Here is a 16,082-nt window from a genome sequence, read left to right as displayed (position 1 = left end):
CCTGCTTTCGAAAGGACGCCCATGTCGCTTTTCAAAATTGCCTCCGTGGCCGCCATCGCCCTGACTCTGGGCGCCTGCGCCAGCCTGTTCCAGCCCAACTACCGTACGCCGCTGGAGACCACCCGCGATGCGTCGGAACAGCTCAAACCCGGCTGTTCCAACCCGGACTGCCCGCTGGTGAACATCGATACGCTGCGCTTCCCGGCAGAACCGGCACTGGACGGAATCATCGAAAAACGTCTGCTGCAAATGACCCGCACCGAGAAAAACGCGCCGGTCGCACCGACGCTGGCGGCTTACCGCGAGCAGTTTCTGGCGAGTGCCGGCCCGCGCAACAGCAGCTATCTGCAGGCGAAAGTACGCGAACAGCATGACGGCTTGGTGATCATCGAACTGTCGAGCTACCTCGACACCGGCGGCGCCCATGGCACACCGGGTCGCGGCTTCATCAACTATTCGCGCCAGCAGCACAAGGTGTTGAACCTGTCCGACATGCTGCTGCCGGGTCAGGAAGACGCTTTCTGGAAGGCGGCGCAAGTGGCGCACAACAGCTGGCTGATCAGCACCAAGCTCGATCAGGAGCCTGAGTTCGTGGCGAACTGGCCGTTCGTGAAAACCCAGAACGTGGCGCTGACCTATGGTGGCGTGATCCTCAAGTACGACGTGACCACCATTGCGCCTTACGCGCTGGGCCACGTCGAATTGAAGATCCCTTATCCACGCCTGAACGGCATTCTCAAGCCTGAGCTGTTTCCCGGCCGTAACTGAAGGCCCGGCCCAGCACGAGCTGTAACAGCCCTGCCAGCACCAGCGCCGGCAGGGTTGCGCCGACATCCGGATACAGATTCGCCAGCAAGTGGTAGGTGCTCACGCCTCCCAGCCACGCCAACAGCGCCGGCCAGCGCAATGCGGCCGATGCGACCTGAACGCTGCGCTTGCGCAGAATGAAGTGATCCACCAGCACCACGCCAAACAGCGGCGCAAACACCGAGCCGATCAGCAGCAGGAAATTCTGGTACTGCGCCAATGGCGCGAGCAGTGCGATCAGCGTGCAGATCACGCCGATGGCCAAGGCCAGGTGCTCGACTTTCAAGCGCAACAGAATCCCGCTGGACACCGCTGCCGAGTGAATGTCGGCGAAGGCGTTTTCCGACTCGTCCAGCAGAATCAGCAGCAACGGAATGCCCAGTCCGGCGCCGGCCAAGGCCAGCAGCAACGCATTGACTTCACCGCTCGGGGCGAAAGCCAGGGTGTAGGCCACGCCAAGACTCATCAGCCAGAAATTGCCGATAAAGAAGCCGATCGCGGTACCACCGAAAACGTTCTTCGCGCGCTTGCCGAAACGCGAGTAGTCGGCAATCAGCGGCAGCCATGACAGCGGCATCGCGATGGCGATGTCGAAGCCCACGGCGAACGGCATCGAACCGTCACCGCCGCGTGCCCAGAGTGCGGCCAGATCAGCCTTGGCAAACAGGTTCCAGGTCAGCCACAGGCACGCCGCCAGCAGCAGCCAGATGCCCCACTTGCGCAGGATCTGGCGGACAAACGTCAGCGGCCCACTCACCGCGAGCAAGGTCGCCAGCGCGCCGAAAAACAAGGTCCACAACACCGGGTTCGCCCACAGCGAACCTTCGCTGAATGCGCGGGTGCCGAGCAGGCTGGCTGCGTCGCGCATGACGATGATTTCGAACGAGCCCCAACCGATCAGTTGCAGCAAGTTAAGCAGCGCCGGCAGGCTCGCGCCTTTGCGGCCGAGGCTGAGTTTCAGCGCGGCCATCGACGACAGACCGGTGTCGCTGCCGATCACGCCAACGGCGGCCAGCAACAGGACGCCGACCAGGGTGCCGAGGAAGATTGCCAGCAGCGATCCCGACAGGCCAAGCCCCGGCGCGAGCAATGCGCCGGTCTGCAAGACCATCAAGCCGATGCCGAGGGAGAACCACAGGGAAAACAGATCGCGACCGCCGAATACACGCTGGTTGGCGGGCACGGCGAGATCGGGGGAATAGGTACCGGGTTGAATGCTCAAGGGTGTTATCTCAGAGGGACATTTGTTGTTGTGTTGACGTGTGGCGAGGGGATTTATCCCCGTTGGGCTGCGGAGCAGCCCCAATACAGGCGACCGAGTTGTCTCAGCAAAAACTCATTCACCAGATTTGCGACTGCTGCGCAGCCGAACGGGGATAAATCCCCTCGCCACAGGGGTCAATGCTGGATCAAACCTTCTTGTACAGCTGACTGCCTTCCTTCTTGAACCGCTCGGCCTGTTCCGCCAGGCCCTGGGCGACGTCCACGTCGACCGCGTCGATCCGCTGGTTGGCCGCGTATTCGCGGACTTCCTGAGTGATCTTCATCGAGCAGAATTTCGGCCCGCACATCGAACAGAAGTGCGCGACCTTCGCCGAGTCCTTTGGCAGGGTTTCATCGTGATACGAACGGGCGGTGTCCGGATCCAGACCGAGGTTGAACTGGTCTTCCCAACGGAATTCGAAACGCGCCTTGCTCAAGGCGTTGTCGCGAATCTGTGCGCCCGGATGCCCCTTGGCCAAGTCCGCCGCATGCGCCGCGATCTTGTAGGTGATGATCCCGGTCTTCACGTCATCCTTGTTCGGCAGGCCCAAGTGCTCTTTCGGCGTCACGTAGCAGAGCATCGCGCAACCGAACCAGCCGATCATCGCCGCACCGATACCGGAGGTGATGTGGTCATAACCTGGCGCGATGTCGGTGGTCAGCGGGCCGAGGGTGTAGAACGGCGCCTCGTCGCAGCACTCCAGCTGCTTGTCCATGTTCTCTTTGATCAACTGCATCGGCACGTGGCCCGGACCTTCGATCATGCACTGGACGTCGTGCTTCCAGGCGATCTTGGTCAACTCGCCGAGGGTTTCCAGTTCACCGAATTGCGCTTCGTCGTTGGCGTCGGCAATCGAGCCCGGACGCAGGCCGTCGCCCAGCGAGAAGCTGACGTCGTAGGCCTTCATGATTTCGCAGATTTCGTCGAAGTGGGTGTAGAGGAAGTTCTCTTTGTGGTGCGCCAGGCACCACTTGGCCATGATCGAACCGCCACGGGACACGATGCCGGTCACACGTTTGGCGGTCAGCGGCACGTAGCGTAGCAACACGCCGGCGTGGATGGTGAAGTAATCGACGCCCTGCTCCGCCTGCTCGATCAGCGTGTCGCGAAACAGCTCCCAGGTCAGGTCTTCAGCGACGCCGTTAACTTTTTCCAGCGCCTGATAGATCGGCACGGTGCCGATCGGCACCGGCGAGTTGCGGATGATCCACTCGCGGGTTTCGTGAATGTGTTTGCCGGTGGACAAGTCCATCACGGTGTCCGAACCCCAGCGAATGCCCCAGGTCAGTTTCGCCACTTCTTCTTCGATGGACGAACCCAGCGCGCTGTTGCCGATGTTGCCGTTGATCTTCACCAGGAAGTTACGGCCGATGATCATCGGTTCCAGTTCGACGTGGTTGATGTTGGCCGGAATGATCGCGCGGCCGCGGGCGATTTCCTCGCGCACGAACTCAGGGGTGATTTCTTTCGGGATGCTCGCGCCGAAGCTGTGGCCGGCGTGTTGCTGCTTCAACAGGCCGGCAGCGCGGGCCTCTTGCAGCTTCATGTTTTCGCGGATGGCGACGTATTCCATCTCGGCGGTGATGATGCCTTTGCGCGCGTAGTGCATCTGGCTGACGTTGGCCCCGGCCTTGGCACGGCGCGGGTTGTTGACGTGGGCGAAACGCAGCTTGGTCAGTTCTGCGTCGGCAAGACGTTGCTGGCCGAAGTTCGAGCTCAGGCCTGGCAGGCGCTCGGTGTCACCACGGTCGTCGATCCACGCCGAACGCACATCGCCCAGACCTTTGCGCACGTCGATCACCACGTTCGGATCGGTGTACGGGCCGGAGGTGTCGTAGACGGTGACCGGCGCGTTGATTTCGCCGCCGAAGTCGGTCGGGGTCACATCGAGGGTGATTTCGCGCATCGGCACGCGGATGTCCGGGCGGGAGCCCTGAACGTAGACTTTTTGCGAACGGGTGAACGGCTTGACCGATTGTTCGTCGACCTTGGCCGAGTCACTCAGGTTGATCGCGTTTTTAGATTTTGTAGTCATCACGGGCTCTCCAGACAGCATCCAGGCAGTGGATTGTCGGAGCAGAACCTGAAAGGCACGGACGCACCAGGACTGGTGCTGTGCATCGTCGTCGAGCGTTCGATTGTCGAACAATATCCCGGACGAAGCACAAGAGGACTCGCCGGGTGACGAGAAATCTTGTTCCCTACGCAGGCGCTAACCTGATCAGGTTCAACGGGATCCGAAATTATTCGATCTCAGCCTCATAGCAAGGCACCCCGACAAGAACCCGGCCAGTCTAGACACAACCGGCAAAGAACGCCAACACCGCGGCAAACACCATGATGAATGGCGCATTTGGCGGGACTTGCAGGATTGTTGCCGGGTGATTGCACAACTACACTCGCTTAGCCTCGCTGCGCCTTGACGCTGCGGGGGCCGCGCCGTAGCCTTGGCGCGCACATTATTTCCATAATATTTTTTGCTAGGGATCGCCTCATGCTGCGCAAACTTTCACTGGCTTTAGCCGTGTCTTGTGCGTCCAACGCTACGGCCTGGGCAGCAGAAGCGCCCTTGTCGAGCAAAACCGATCTGGTCAGCGTGTATCAGGAAGCGGTCGACAACAACGCCGATCTGGCCGCCGCCCGCGCCCAGTACGGCGCGCAGAAAGAGGTGGTGCCGCAGGCCCGTGCCGGTCTGCTGCCGAATCTGTCCGGCGGCGCCGAAGTAGCGAACGTTCGCACCTCGATCGACCAGCCTTCGGCCATCGCCAACCGCAGCGCCAATTCCTATCAGGCCACGCTGGCCCAGCCTCTGTTCCGCGCGGATCGCTGGTTCCAGTACCAGGCCGCCAAAGACGTCAACGAACAAGCCGCGCTGCAACTGTCGGCGACCGAGCAGAACCTGATCCTGCAATCGGCCGAAAGCTATTTCAACGTGCTGCGCAGCCAGGACAACCTGGCCTCGACCAAGGCTGAAGAAGCAGCGTTCAAACGCCAGCTCGACCAGTCCAACGAGCGCTTCGATGTCGGCCTGTCGGACAAGACCGACGTGCTGCAATCGCAGGCCAGTTACGATACCGCGCGGGCCAACCGGATCGTTGCGCAGCGCCAGGTCGATGATGCATTCGAAGCGCTGATCACCCTGACCAACCGCCAGTACAACTCGATTCAGGGCATCGTCCACACTCTGCCAATCCTGCCGCCTGCGCCGAACGACGCCAAGGCATGGGTCGACACGGCGGCGAAACAGAACCTCAATCTGCTGGCCAGCAACTTCGCCGTCAGCTCGGCTGAACAGACGCTGAAGCAGCGCAAGGCCGGCCACTTGCCGACCCTCGATGCCGTGGCCAAATACGAAAAGGGCGACAACGACGCCCTCGGTTTCGCCAACCCGAATGCCTTCGGCACGCCCTACCGTGGCAACGTCGAACAGAGCACGGTTGGCCTGCAACTGAACATTCCGATCTACAGCGGCGGGCTGACCAGTTCGCAAGTGCGCCAGTCGTACGAGCAACTGAACCAGAGCGAACAGCAGCGCGAATCGCTGCGTCGGCAGATCGTCGAAAACACCCGCAACCTGCACCGCGCGGTGAACACCGACGTCGAACAGGTGCAGGCACGCCGCCAGTCGATCATCTCCAACCAGAGCGCGGTGGAAGCCACGGAAATCGGTTATCAGGTCGGCACGCGCAACATCGTCGACGTGCTCGATGCACAGCGTCAGCTGTACACCTCGGTGCGCAACTACAACAACACCCGCTACGACTACATTCTCGACAACCTGCGTCTGAAGCAGGCGGCGGGGACGTTGAATCCGGGGGATCTGGAAGACTTGCGGCGTTATCTGAAGGCCGACTACAACCCTGACAAGGATTTCCTGCCGCCGGATCTGGCCAAGGCTGCGGAAGCGCAGCTCAAGGCCCGCCCGTAAAAGATCTGGATAAATCCCCTGTGGTGAGGGGATTTATCCCCGTTGAGTTGCGCAGCAGCCCCAAAACCATTCAACGCGGTGATTCAGGTAAATCGTGCCCACCGCAATTGCGACTACTGCGCAGCCGAACGGGGCGGTGCGATGTTTCGCTAAATCCCCTCGCCACAGGTTTGCGTGAAACTTAGCGGATGAGTTTGCCCAACCCGTCCAGCAAGCGCTGCAACGCGCCCTGATTGCGGCGCATCACCGCCAGCCCGGCTTCGGCCATGCGCTGCGCATCGCGCGGCAGCTCGAACAATCGCTGCACTTCCACCGCCAGCCCTTCGGCATCGTCCACCTCGGCCAACGCCCCGGCTTCACGCAATTGCGCGGCGATGTCGAGAAAGTTGAACAGGTGCGGGCCACTCAGTACCGGTTTCGCCAGAGCGGCAGGTTCCAGCAAGTTATGCCCGCCGTTCGCCACCAGACTGCCGCCGACAAACGCGCTATCGGCCAAGGCGTAGAGAAACAACAACTCGCCCATGGTGTCGCCGAGCAGCACGGACGTCTGTGCATCGACATTGGCACCCGTCGAGCGTCGCACCGTGGCGAAGCCTTCGCGCTGGCACAACTCGAACACCGAATTAAAACGCTCCGGGTGACGCGGCACCAGGATCAACAGCGCATCGGGATGATTGGCGAGCAAGCGGCGGTGAGCATTCAACACGACTTCGTCTTCGCCTTCGTGGGTGCTGGCGGCGATCCACACCGGTCGCTCCAGCGCCTGCCATTGGCCGCGCAACTCGGCGGCCCGTTGCAGCAGTTGCAAATCAATGGTCAGGTCGAATTTGATTGAACCGGTGACCTCGACCGTTTCCGGGCGCGCGCCCAGATCGCGGAAGCGCTGGGCTTCTGCTTCAGTCTGCACGGCGAACAAACTCATTTCAGCGAGCATCGGCGCGGTCAGTTTGCTGAAGCGACCATAGCCTTTGGCCGAACGCTCAGACAGGCGGCCGTTGGCCAACGCCACGGGGATCCCGCGCTTGGCGCATTGGTGAATGTGGTTGGGCCACAGTTCGGTTTCCATGATCACGGCGAGTTTCGGCTGCACGCGATCCAGAAACCGCGCCGCCGCGCACGGCAAATCGTACGGCAGATAGCAGTGCTGGATGCGCGGCTCGTTGGCGAACAGCGCATGAATGCGCTCCGAACCGGTCGGGGTCATGCAGGTCACGGTGATCGGCAGCGTCGGATAACGTTGCAGCAAGGCGCGGATCATCGGCGCGGCGGCGATGCTTTCGCCCACCGACACCGCGTGCACCCAGATGCCGCCGGGTTGCAGCGGCGGCATCCCGTAGGAGAACCGTTCGCCAATCCGCTTGGCATACGCCGGAGCCTTGCGCGAGCGCAGCCACAGCCGAATCGCCACCAACGGCAGCCCCAGGTAAAACAGCGCGGTGTAGAGAGTTCTATTCATGGCGGCGGAGTTTATCGACTTTTGCCGCCGATCGCCCGCAGGTGTATGGCAAATCGCTCCGCCAGCCAGCGCGCCGCCGGCCCGAGCGGTTCGTCACGGCGCCAGACCAGTTCCACCACCAGCGCCGGCGGCGTCCATTCGCTGTCCAGCTCCACCATCAAGCCCTGATACGCCGAATACTGCACCACATGCCGTGGCAGCCACGCCCAGCCAAGATCGCGCACCAGCCACTCGGCCATCACGTAAAAACTGTCAGCGCGCCACACCTGCGGGCTCGCTGGCTCGTTGCCGGGGTAGACGCTGGTTTGCGTCGACATCAATAGCTGCCGATGCTGCGCCAATTGCTGGCAAGTGACGTACGTCTGCTGCGCCAGCGGATGATTGATGCCGCAGACGGTGACCATTTCCACGCTGCCGAGCACTCGTCGCTCCAGCGCTTCAGGGATTTCGTCGTGGTAGAACAGCAATCCGAGGTCGGCGCGGCGCTCGACCAGTTTGCGTGCGACTTCGCCTTGAGCGGCGCTGGTCAGTTGCACTTCGAGGCTGGGAAACTGCTCGGCCAGCGCGCCGAAACTCTCCACCAGAGCCTGATACGGCATCGCTTCATCCTGCGCCACGCGCAACTGCGCTTCCTGCCCGCGCATCATCGCCATGGCGCGGCCATTGAGACGTTCACATTGGCGCAGCACTTCCCGCGCCTCTTCAAGCAACGCCTCGCCCGCTTCGGTGAGGCTGGGCTGGCGGCCACTGCTACGCTCAAACAGACTGACACCGAGATCGTCCTCAAGCGCGGCAATCGCGCTGCTGATCGCCGATTGCGCCTTGCGTTGCTGGCGCGCCACGGCGGAGAACGAGCGCAGTTCGGCGACATCGACAAACACCCGAAGCTGATCAAGATTCCATTGCATGCTGATTCACCAGGCCATCTTCAAAACAGATAGGTAATGACTTTACCGCATCTGGCGAAGGTCTAGAATGCCGCCTCAGCAAGCCACGTTTCACATTGAGGATTTGAACCATGAACGCCTACGCCTACCTGGCCATCGCCATTTGCGCAGAAGTGATCGCCACCGTGTCGATGAAAGCCGTCAAAGGCTTCAGCACGCCACTGCCGCTGGTGCTGGTCATCGTCGGTTACGCGATTGCATTCTGGATGCTGACGCTGGTGGTGCGCACCGTTCCGGTGGGCGTGGCGTACGCGGTGTGGGCCGGCATGGGCATCGTCATGGTCAGCGTCGCGGCGCTGTTTATTTACGGGCAGAAACTGGATATCCCGGCGATGCTCGGCATGGCGTTGATCGTGCTGGGCGTGGTCGTCATCCAGCTGTTCTCCAAAACCGCCGGCCACTAACGGCAAACCTCATACCCTGTGGGAGCGGGCTTGCTCGCGAAAGCGGTGCATCAGACGACAAAAATGTTGCCTGAGCCATCGCCTTCGCGAGCAAGCCCGCTCCCACTTTTGGTTTTGCATTCGGCCTGTTGATCATCGACAAATCCGCCTCTTTCCCGAGTCTGTATACTGCGCCCTCGTCTTGAACACCTGAGGTCGTTGCATGCCATCCGTTATTTCCACCGACGTTCTGATTGTCGGCGCTGGTGTCGCCGGCCTCTGGCTGAACGCGCGCCTGCGCCGTCAGGGTTTTTCGACCGTGCTGGTGGAAAGCGCCAGCCTCGGCGGCGGGCAGAGTGTGAAGTCCCAGGGCATCATCCACGGCGGCGCCAAGTACGCGCTGCACGGTGCGCTGACCGGCGCCTCGGAAGCCATCGCCGACATGCCACGCCGCTGGCGTGAAGCGTTGGCTGGTAACGGTGAGCTGGACCTGTCAGGCGTGCGCCTGCTCTCTGAAGCGCATTACCTGTGGTCGCCGGGCACTCTTGCCGGCAACCTCACCAGTTTCTTCGCCAGCAAAGCCGTGCGTGGCCGTGTCGATCAGGTCAAGGGCGATCAATTACCGCCCGCCCTGCAAGACAAACGCTTCAAGGGCAAGGTCTATCGCCTCGCCGAGCTGGTGGTCGATGTGCCGAGCCTGATCCAACGCCTGGCCGATCTGGCTGGCGACGGCCTGCTCGCCGGGCAAACCATCGAGCCGTTGCTGGAGGCGGGCGTGCTGGTTGGCTTGAAGGTCGACGGTCGCGAGATCCGTGCCCAGCGCATCGTCCTCAGCGCCGGCGCCGGTACGGCCGAGTTGCTTGAGCACTTGGGCCTGAGCAGACCGGCCATGCAACGCCGGCCACTGCACATGATCATCGCCAAAGGCCCGGGTCTTAAACCGCTCTACGCCCACTGTCTGGGCGGCGGCACCAAACCGCGCATCACCGTCACCACGCACCCGGCGGCGGATGGCCAATGGGTCTGGTACATGGGCGGCGACATCGCCGAAAGCGAAGGCGTGGCGCGCGAGCCGGCCGAGCAGATCGCCACCGCACAGAAAGAAATCGCGCAGTTGCTGCCGTGGATCGACCTCAGCACCACACAATGGGCGACCTTGCGCGTCGACCGTGCCGAGCCGCTGCAAACCGGCCTGACGCGCCCGGACAACGCATTCCTTGCTGAAGAAGGTCGTTTGCTGGTCGGCTGGCCAACCAAACTGGCGCTGGCGCCGGACTTCGCTGACCGCGTCATCGCCTCGCTGCAGCGCGACGGCATTCAGCCGCAAGCCACCGAGCCTTTGCCGCCGCTGCCAAAACCACCGCTGGGCGTTCCTGCCTGGGAGCAACTGCTGCCATGAGCCTGCCGAACCTGCACGACCTCCTTCGCCCACTGGGCAGCACCGGCCTGATGGTTTCGCCACTGGGCCTGGGCACGGTCAAACTCGGCCGCGACCAAGGGGTGAAATACCCCAACGGATTTCAGATCCCTGACGACGAGGCGGCGCGCATGCTGCTCCGGCAAGCGCAGGAACTGGGCATCAACCTGATCGACACCGCACCGGCGTATGGCCGCAGCGAGGAACGCCTCGGCCCGTTGCTGCGCGGCCAGCGTCAGGACTGGGTGATCGTCAGCAAGGTCGGCGAAGAATTTGCCGATGGCTTGTCGCACCACGACTTCAGCGCTGCCCACACGCGCCTGTCAGTGGAACGCAGCCTGCAACGTCTTGAAACCGATTTTATCGACCTGGTTTTGGTGCACTCGGACGGCAACGACCTGGCGATCCTGGAGCATGAAGAGGTTTACGCTACCCTCGCGGCGCTCAAGGCCGAAGGCAAGATTCGCGGCTTCGGCTTCTCCGGCAAAACCGTCGAGGGCGGCTTGAAAGCACTGGAGCAGGGGGACTGCGCGATGGTCACCTACAATCTGAACGAACAGAACGAGAAGGCAGTCATTGACTATGCTGCTGCCCACGGCAAAGCCATTCTGGTGAAAAAAGCCCTGGCCAGCGGTCACGTGTGCCTGAGCCCGGGGGTGGATCCGGTGCGCGCCAGCTTCGAGTTACTGTTTGCCCAGCCTGGCGTGGCCAGTGCTATTGTCGGAACGATCAATCCGCTGCACCTCGCCCATAACGTTGCGACCGTTGCCCAGGTCCTCCGTGGTCACTGACGCCGCCCCGCGGCCTTAAGCAGGAGCCGACATGCCGCGCACGCTCATCAGAAAGAACCCGAGCAACTTCAAGACCCTGCCACTGTACGTCGAAGCGACACCCGAAGGCCTGGCCTACCAGAGCGTCGGCATGCCGCTGAACTTCACCCAGACCTTGCAACGGCGCAAACCGGTCAGCGTGACGGACACCGAGCGGTTTGCACTGGAATTGGCCAACCTCGGGGTCTCGGTGCGCCTGACCCTGCATTGGCAGAATCGCGACTACTGGGTGTTGGTGCGTCAGCGTCGTCAGGATCGTGGCGACGTGGTGCTCAAGCTGATTTCCGGTTATGTGCCGGCTCACGAGCTGAATATTCCGTTGCACACGGCCATTCAGGAAATCGCCGAAGAGTGCCTGCTGGAAACCCCGGAAGGCTGGCTCGGTGGACGTTTCAACGACACCTGGCTGCCGGCGCCCTACTCGGCCGCCCTTCATTATCGCGAGGCTGTGCCGTTTCGCCTGACACCGCTGTCGGGATCGGCCCGACCCATCCGCTGCGCCAACCTGCAATTAATGGAACGGCCGCGGGCCTATGTGCATTTGCCGACAGCCTCGCTGCAACTGATTTACGACCTGCGCCTGGACGTGCCCAAGGAAGCAAAATCCCTGAGCCTGTTTCATGTCGACGAACGTCTGGAAGGCGATCAACTGGTCGCGCGGCTCGACCGCAAGCGTCCGGATCTTTATCTGATGCCATTGGTGGACGGTGCGCCGCTGGCAGAGCTGTACACGCTCAAACGCGACAAGTTGATACCGGCCAGCACCCGTGGACTTTACCTCGCGGAAAGCTTTGCGACCCAGGAAGGCTGGGTCGTGCGCGAGGAGCGGATTCGCTGGAAGGACTGGGTGGTGCAGCAAGGGTTGCAGCCGGCCAAGGCCCCGCGTCAAGGCCTCAGACAGTTAAGCATCAAGGCGCTGCGTCTGGTCGGACTGGGCAAGAAGCGCGCGAGCAAATAAGTGCTCAGCGGCGGCGATCCAGCCATGTGCGCAGGCCGGCGAAAAAATGAAAATAACGGTTCTCGCGCTTGCCCATGCCGCGCTTTGGCGAGAATGACTCTTCGGCAAATGCGCCGGTGATCCGCACCCGCGAGGCCTGAGTCGGCAACGTGCAGACTTTGGCGCCCGCCTCCAGCAGTGCGTACTTGAGCAACCGCTCGGAGTGCAGCTTTCTGCCCGTGGCCTTGCAGAAATCAAAAATGCGCTCGACGCGCTTGCCATACGCGACGTAAGTATCGCGCCCGCACACAGCGAAGCGATCGTTCAGCCCGCCCCACCACTGCCAGTCCGGAATATAGGCATTGTGTCGCCGGGCCTCTGGATGATTGAACACATAAGCAGGCAGCGGATTATGGAAGAAATTGTCCGGTCGCACGAACACGACGAAATCCGGATTGAAGGGTTCGATCATGCCGGTCACGGTGTGCAGCGAGTTGAGCTGATAGATCAGGTTGCGCAACGAAGCAAAGTTGTCGGCCCAGGTATCGCCCTGGGCTTTGACCTGTTCGAAATCCCAACGCTCGAGCACGCCATCCGTGGATGTCCGCGCGCCGGTCATTGATTCGAACGGCTGGTAATTGTCCACCGCCAGCGCGCCTTTCTCGCCAGAGCGCTCGTTCTGCACTTCTTCGATCTTGTACAGGTGATAGAAGCAACGCACGTCGCTACCCGCCGGTAGTTGCGCCAGAACGTTCTGTTCGATTGAAGGAAAGCAAATCTGCGAGTTTCGCGGAATCCCGAAAAACGCCACGGCAATTTTCAACACTCAACAGCACCTTTTGAAAGAAGTTCGAACCCGCTGACCACCGAGACCAGCGTGCCGTCTATTGGCGGCAAAACAGCTTTTGCCACCAGCGACGGGGTTGCAGAGGCACGACGATGACGTCGGACTTCTGCAGCCAGTCGCGCTCGTAATCCCAGGCGTGGCCACCCCATAGCTTTCCGGCTTCGTTGGAAAACCCCAAGGTCAGCAACTGATAGGTGTAACCGGCGTGGCCACGCAGCCAGTCGAACAGCACCAGGGTATTGAAACCGGTGGAAGGCCCGACATAGCGCTTGCCGCCCGGGCGGTCGACCGGGTAATTCCACAGCGGCGGCAACGGAATACGATCCCAGTACATGGCCACGCGCGGCAACGGGCACATCGGCGCGGCGCAACCGACGAGCATGCTGAAACAGCGCTCGTTGGCCTGCTCGAACAGACGCTGCACGTCCGGCCCGTACGGCAGACCGAAAAAGTAAGCGTCCGGGGCGTTGTAGCCGTGCACGAAAACATTCACGCCTTGCGCGTTGAGCAGCGGCGCCTTGATGCAGGTGTTGAAACTGACGACGACGTCATCGGCACTCAAGTTCAGCGCCTCAAAGTCCGCCGCCGTAATGGCCGGATTATTGGCTATCAGCACAACCCGCGTCGCACGGCTCAGGGTTTCGCGCAGTGGTTCAGGCAACGCCTCCAGAACAGACTGGTCACCGCCGGGTAGCGCATCCAGCGCCATGTGTTCGTCCATCATTCAGACCGGCACCTGCATTCCGTGACGCAGCTTGACCCACCAGCGCGTGAACGCCGAGGGCGGCTGCCAAGGGCGCATCTCGCGCTGGATTTCAGTGGCGAGGGCCTGCCCCACCCGGGCGAAGGAATAACGGCTTTGAGCAAAGGCCTGACCATTGCTGGCGATGCGATCCGCCAGCTCCGGGTTGTCCTGCAACAGCTTGATCTTCTCGACCGCCTCGTCTTCGCTGCGATAGAACATGGTGTTGTGCATGTCTTCGAAACCGAGCAACTGATCTTCTTCGCCCTGACTCCAGGCGAGCAGCACGCAACCGCAGGCCATGGCTTCGAAGTTCTTGATCATGAACTCGTTCATGCCGATATCGGCACTGACAAAGATCTTGATGCGATTGAGTGTTTCCAGGTACTCGGTGCCCGATTTCGTGCGGGTCACCAGCATGCCGGTACGCCGCGAGAGCGATTCGAGCAGCGCCTTGCGCTCGGCGTACTCGGTGCTTTTCAGGCTGCCGAGAAAACCGATGGGAATGTCCCGCTCGGCACCGGTGTTGCGCAGCATCTGCTCGTCATAGCCCTTGGAAACGAAGACCGTGTCGATGCCCTCAGCGAGCATCTTGCGTGCGACCACTGCACCGGACACCAGTGCGCGGCAGCTCGGCAGACGGCTGTACAGACGTGAATACACGCCACGGTATTTACTCGCCGGCATGTAATTCTGGTAGGCGTCGTGTTCGAGAAAGACCAGACCGGGGATGCATTTGAGCACCCGCAGTTGCGTCGCCAGGCGCTTGACGCGGGAGAAAATCACCACGCGATCAAAGGTCTGGTAATCAACCGAGGCCAGGAACGGCCCCAGGTTCAACTGCTGCTGCTTGCTCAAACGATAGATGAAACATTCATCACAGTTCTGCTGCACGATGTCGTAGAGCCGGTCGAGAATGACCCGCTGTTCGTCCATCACCAGGAGCATGACTTTCATAGGTTATTGACCACGCGATGTAGGCAGGCAAGCGCATCGGATTCAAACCTGCCAACTTCAACGGAAACGGTGAGATCCCCAAGGCAAAATCCGTTCACACGCAGTTCACAACGGTAAACATTCATCAAATCAACGACTGCGGATTTTTTCGACGATAGCGGTCGTCGAGCTGTTTTCCACCAGTCCAAGCACTTTCACCGTGCCGCCATAGGCGCTCACGATACTGGCACCGACGACCTGGTCGATGCCGTAATCGCCGCCCTTGACCAACACGTCCGGCTTGACCTCGCGCAACAGGTTTTCCGGCGTGCCCTCAGGGAAACTGATGACCCAATCCACCGCCCCGAGCCCGGCCAGTACCGCCATGCGCCGGTCAACGCTGTTGATCGGGCGCCCCGGCCCTTTCAGACGGCTGACGGACGCATCGTCGTTGACCGCGACGATCAAACGATCGCCCTGGGCCCGCGCCTGTTCCAGATAGGTCACATGACCGGCATGCAGAATGTCGAAGCAGCCGTTAGTGAAGACGATCTTCTCGTTGTGCGCACGGGCATCGGCCACGGCGAGCAACAACTGCTCCAGGCCCAGCACGCCGCGCTCGGAACCTTCTTCGCGCTGAATGGCGCGACGCAGCTCCGGGGCACTGATGGCGGCGGTACCGAGCTTGCCGACCACGATGCCGGCAGCCAGATTGGCCAGCGCCACGGCGTGGGGCAGTTCTTCACCGGCGGCAATGGCCGCAGCCAGGGTCGAAATCACGGTGTCACCGGCGCCGGTGACATCGAACACCTCACGGGCACGGGCCGGCAGGTGCAGCGCCGGATGATCCGGGCGCAGCAAGGTCATGCCGTGCTCGCCACGGGTCACCAGCAACGCACCGAGTTCGAGATCGTGCATCAGGGTTGCGCCCTTGCTCACCAGTTCGTGCTCATCGGCGCAACCGCCGACAATGGCTTCGAATTCGCTGAGGTTAGGGGTGATCAGGCTGGCGCCACGGTAGATCGAGAAATCCTTGCCTTTCGGGTCGGCCAGCACCGGGATGTTTTTCGCCCGGGCGGCCTGAATCAGCGCCTGATGGTTCTTCAGCGCGCCTTTGCCGTAGTCGGACAACACCAGCACCTTGATGCCTTCGAGCAAGTCATCGACCTGCGAGCCAAGGGCCAGGGCGTCGGTGGCGAACGGTTCTTCAAAGTCGATACGCAGCAGTTGCTGGTGCCGGCTCATGACCCGCAGCTTGACGATGGTTGGCTGGTGCGCGATGCGCTGGAACAAGGCACGAACGCCCGCGCCTTTGAGACTGTTGCTCAGGCTGTCGGCGGCTTCGTCGTCACCGGTCACACCGACCAGCGACGCCGGCGCACCCAGCGCGGCAATGTTCAAGGCAACGTTCGCAGCACCGCCCGGACGGTCTTCGATTTGCTCGACCTTAACGACCGGCACCGGCGCCTCAGGGGAAATCCGTGAGGTTCCGCCATGCCAGTAGCGGTCGAGCATGACATCGCCGACTACCAAGACTGGCGCTTGATCGAAACGCGGCATGGACAACTTCATGGAGCAACCCACATAC

Annotated in this window: 14 protein-coding genes and 1 riboswitch; of the genes, 6 read left to right on the top strand and 8 right to left on the bottom strand. The window is 61.6% G+C overall.

The window, feature by feature from the left end:
- Nucleotides 1-21: 21 nt before the first annotated feature.
- Nucleotides 22-768 (top strand): RsiV family protein, encoded by a 747-nt coding sequence (locus F2P67_RS06615; protein ID WP_166218735.1) that lies wholly within the window; start codon nt 22-24, stop codon nt 766-768.
- Here F2P67_RS06615 and cytX read toward each other — a convergent pair.
- Together cytX and thiC are read right to left on the bottom strand one after the other, a co-directional pair.
- The gene (gene cytX / locus F2P67_RS06610) at nt 737-2,029 is read right to left on the bottom strand and encodes a putative hydroxymethylpyrimidine transporter CytX (protein WP_166218733.1); all 1,293 of its coding nucleotides are present in this window, start codon (nt 2,027-2,029) and stop codon (nt 737-739) included. The genes F2P67_RS06615 and cytX overlap by 32 nt on opposite strands.
- A 187-nt stretch (nt 2,030-2,216) precedes the next feature.
- Nucleotides 2,217-4,106, bottom strand: coding sequence for a phosphomethylpyrimidine synthase ThiC (gene thiC / locus F2P67_RS06605; protein ID WP_166218731.1), 1,890 nt, complete (start codon nt 4,104-4,106; stop codon nt 2,217-2,219).
- Nucleotides 4,107-4,252: 146 nt separating this feature from the next.
- Nucleotides 4,253-4,358: riboswitch (TPP riboswitch) on the bottom strand.
- A gap of 207 nt (nt 4,359-4,565) precedes the next feature.
- Here thiC and F2P67_RS06600 point away from each other — a divergent pair.
- The gene (locus tag F2P67_RS06600; protein ID WP_166218729.1) at nt 4,566-5,999 is read left to right on the top strand and encodes a TolC family outer membrane protein; all 1,434 of its coding nucleotides are present in this window, start codon (nt 4,566-4,568) and stop codon (nt 5,997-5,999) included.
- A 181-nt stretch (nt 6,000-6,180) separates the two neighbouring features.
- Here F2P67_RS06600 and waaA read toward each other — a convergent pair whose 3' ends face one another.
- Nucleotides 6,181-7,455 carry a lipid IV(A) 3-deoxy-D-manno-octulosonic acid transferase gene (gene waaA, locus F2P67_RS06595; protein WP_166218727.1) on the bottom strand — a complete coding sequence of 425 codons (1,275 nt, stop codon included), beginning with the start codon at nt 7,453-7,455 and terminating at the stop codon, nt 6,181-6,183.
- A gap of 11 nt (nt 7,456-7,466) precedes the next feature.
- Nucleotides 7,467-8,369 (bottom strand): LysR substrate-binding domain-containing protein, encoded by a 903-nt coding sequence (locus F2P67_RS06590; RefSeq protein ID WP_178120909.1) that lies wholly within the window; start codon nt 8,367-8,369, stop codon nt 7,467-7,469.
- 104 nt (nt 8,370-8,473) lie between these two features.
- Between F2P67_RS06590 and F2P67_RS06585 the strand changes: the two genes are divergently transcribed.
- The 4 genes from F2P67_RS06585 to F2P67_RS06570 all read left to right on the top strand — a co-directional run bounded on the left by F2P67_RS06585 (nt 8,474) and on the right by F2P67_RS06570 (nt 11,990).
- Entirely contained in the window at nt 8,474-8,806 is a 333-nt protein-coding gene (locus tag F2P67_RS06585) for a DMT family transporter (RefSeq protein WP_016985677.1), read from the top strand.
- A 202-nt stretch (nt 8,807-9,008) separates the two neighbouring features.
- Nucleotides 9,009-10,184 (top strand): NAD(P)/FAD-dependent oxidoreductase, encoded by a 1,176-nt coding sequence (locus F2P67_RS06580; RefSeq protein WP_166218723.1) that lies wholly within the window; start codon nt 9,009-9,011, stop codon nt 10,182-10,184.
- The gene (locus F2P67_RS06575) at nt 10,181-10,993 is read left to right on the top strand and encodes an aldo/keto reductase (protein WP_166218721.1); all 813 of its coding nucleotides are present in this window, start codon (nt 10,181-10,183) and stop codon (nt 10,991-10,993) included. Before F2P67_RS06580 ends, F2P67_RS06575 begins: the two co-directional genes overlap by 4 nt.
- Nucleotides 10,994-11,024: 31 nt before the next feature.
- Nucleotides 11,025-11,990 (top strand): metal ABC transporter ATPase, encoded by a 966-nt coding sequence (locus tag F2P67_RS06570; protein ID WP_166218719.1) that lies wholly within the window; start codon nt 11,025-11,027, stop codon nt 11,988-11,990.
- Nucleotides 11,991-11,994: 4 nt separating this feature from the next.
- Here the strand turns inward: F2P67_RS06570 and F2P67_RS06565 are convergent, their stop codons facing one another.
- The 4 genes from F2P67_RS06565 to hldE form a co-directional block, all read right to left on the bottom strand.
- The gene (locus F2P67_RS06565; protein ID WP_166218717.1) at nt 11,995-12,795 is read right to left on the bottom strand and encodes a hypothetical protein; all 801 of its coding nucleotides are present in this window, start codon (nt 12,793-12,795) and stop codon (nt 11,995-11,997) included.
- A gap of 58 nt (nt 12,796-12,853) precedes the next feature.
- Nucleotides 12,854-13,540, bottom strand: coding sequence for a hypothetical protein (locus tag F2P67_RS06560; protein ID WP_166218715.1), 687 nt, complete (start codon nt 13,538-13,540; stop codon nt 12,854-12,856).
- Entirely contained in the window at nt 13,541-14,515 is a 975-nt protein-coding gene (locus tag F2P67_RS06555; RefSeq protein ID WP_166218713.1) for a glycosyltransferase family protein, read from the bottom strand.
- 129 nt (nt 14,516-14,644) lie between these two features.
- Nucleotides 14,645-16,066: a bifunctional D-glycero-beta-D-manno-heptose-7-phosphate kinase/D-glycero-beta-D-manno-heptose 1-phosphate adenylyltransferase HldE gene (gene hldE, locus F2P67_RS06550; RefSeq protein WP_166218711.1), complete on the bottom strand. Its 1,422-nt coding sequence runs from the start codon at nt 16,064-16,066 to the stop codon at nt 14,645-14,647.
- Nucleotides 16,067-16,082: the final 16 nt, after the last annotated feature.

Source organism: Pseudomonas atagonensis (assembly GCF_011369485.1).
Taxonomy (GTDB): domain Bacteria; phylum Pseudomonadota; class Gammaproteobacteria; order Pseudomonadales; family Pseudomonadaceae; genus Aquipseudomonas; species Aquipseudomonas atagonensis.
Note: the sequence above shows the minus strand (reverse complement) of the source record. Positions and strands in the feature narration are given on the sequence as shown.

Excerpts from the sequence above, each read along its gene's own strand:
- F2P67_RS06615 (WP_166218735.1), top strand. The coding sequence starts at position 22 with ATGTCGCTTTTCAAAATTGCCTCCGTGGCCGCCATCGCCCTGACTCTG.
- thiC (WP_166218731.1), bottom strand. The coding sequence starts at position 4,106 with ATGACTACAAAATCTAAAAACGCGATCAACCTGAGTGACTCGGCCAAG.
- F2P67_RS06600 (WP_166218729.1), top strand. The coding sequence starts at position 4,566 with ATGCTGCGCAAACTTTCACTGGCTTTAGCCGTGTCTTGTGCGTCCAAC.
- waaA (WP_166218727.1), bottom strand. The coding sequence starts at position 7,455 with ATGAATAGAACTCTCTACACCGCGCTGTTTTACCTGGGGCTGCCGTTG.
- F2P67_RS06585 (WP_016985677.1), top strand. The coding sequence starts at position 8,474 with ATGAACGCCTACGCCTACCTGGCCATCGCCATTTGCGCAGAAGTGATC.
- F2P67_RS06580 (WP_166218723.1), top strand. The coding sequence starts at position 9,009 with ATGCCATCCGTTATTTCCACCGACGTTCTGATTGTCGGCGCTGGTGTC.
- F2P67_RS06575 (WP_166218721.1), top strand. The coding sequence starts at position 10,181 with ATGAGCCTGCCGAACCTGCACGACCTCCTTCGCCCACTGGGCAGCACC.
- F2P67_RS06570 (WP_166218719.1), top strand. The coding sequence starts at position 11,025 with ATGCCGCGCACGCTCATCAGAAAGAACCCGAGCAACTTCAAGACCCTG.
- F2P67_RS06560 (WP_166218715.1), bottom strand. The coding sequence starts at position 13,540 with ATGATGGACGAACACATGGCGCTGGATGCGCTACCCGGCGGTGACCAG.
- F2P67_RS06555 (WP_166218713.1), bottom strand. The coding sequence starts at position 14,515 with ATGAAAGTCATGCTCCTGGTGATGGACGAACAGCGGGTCATTCTCGAC.
- hldE (WP_166218711.1), bottom strand. The coding sequence starts at position 16,066 with ATGAAGTTGTCCATGCCGCGTTTCGATCAAGCGCCAGTCTTGGTAGTC.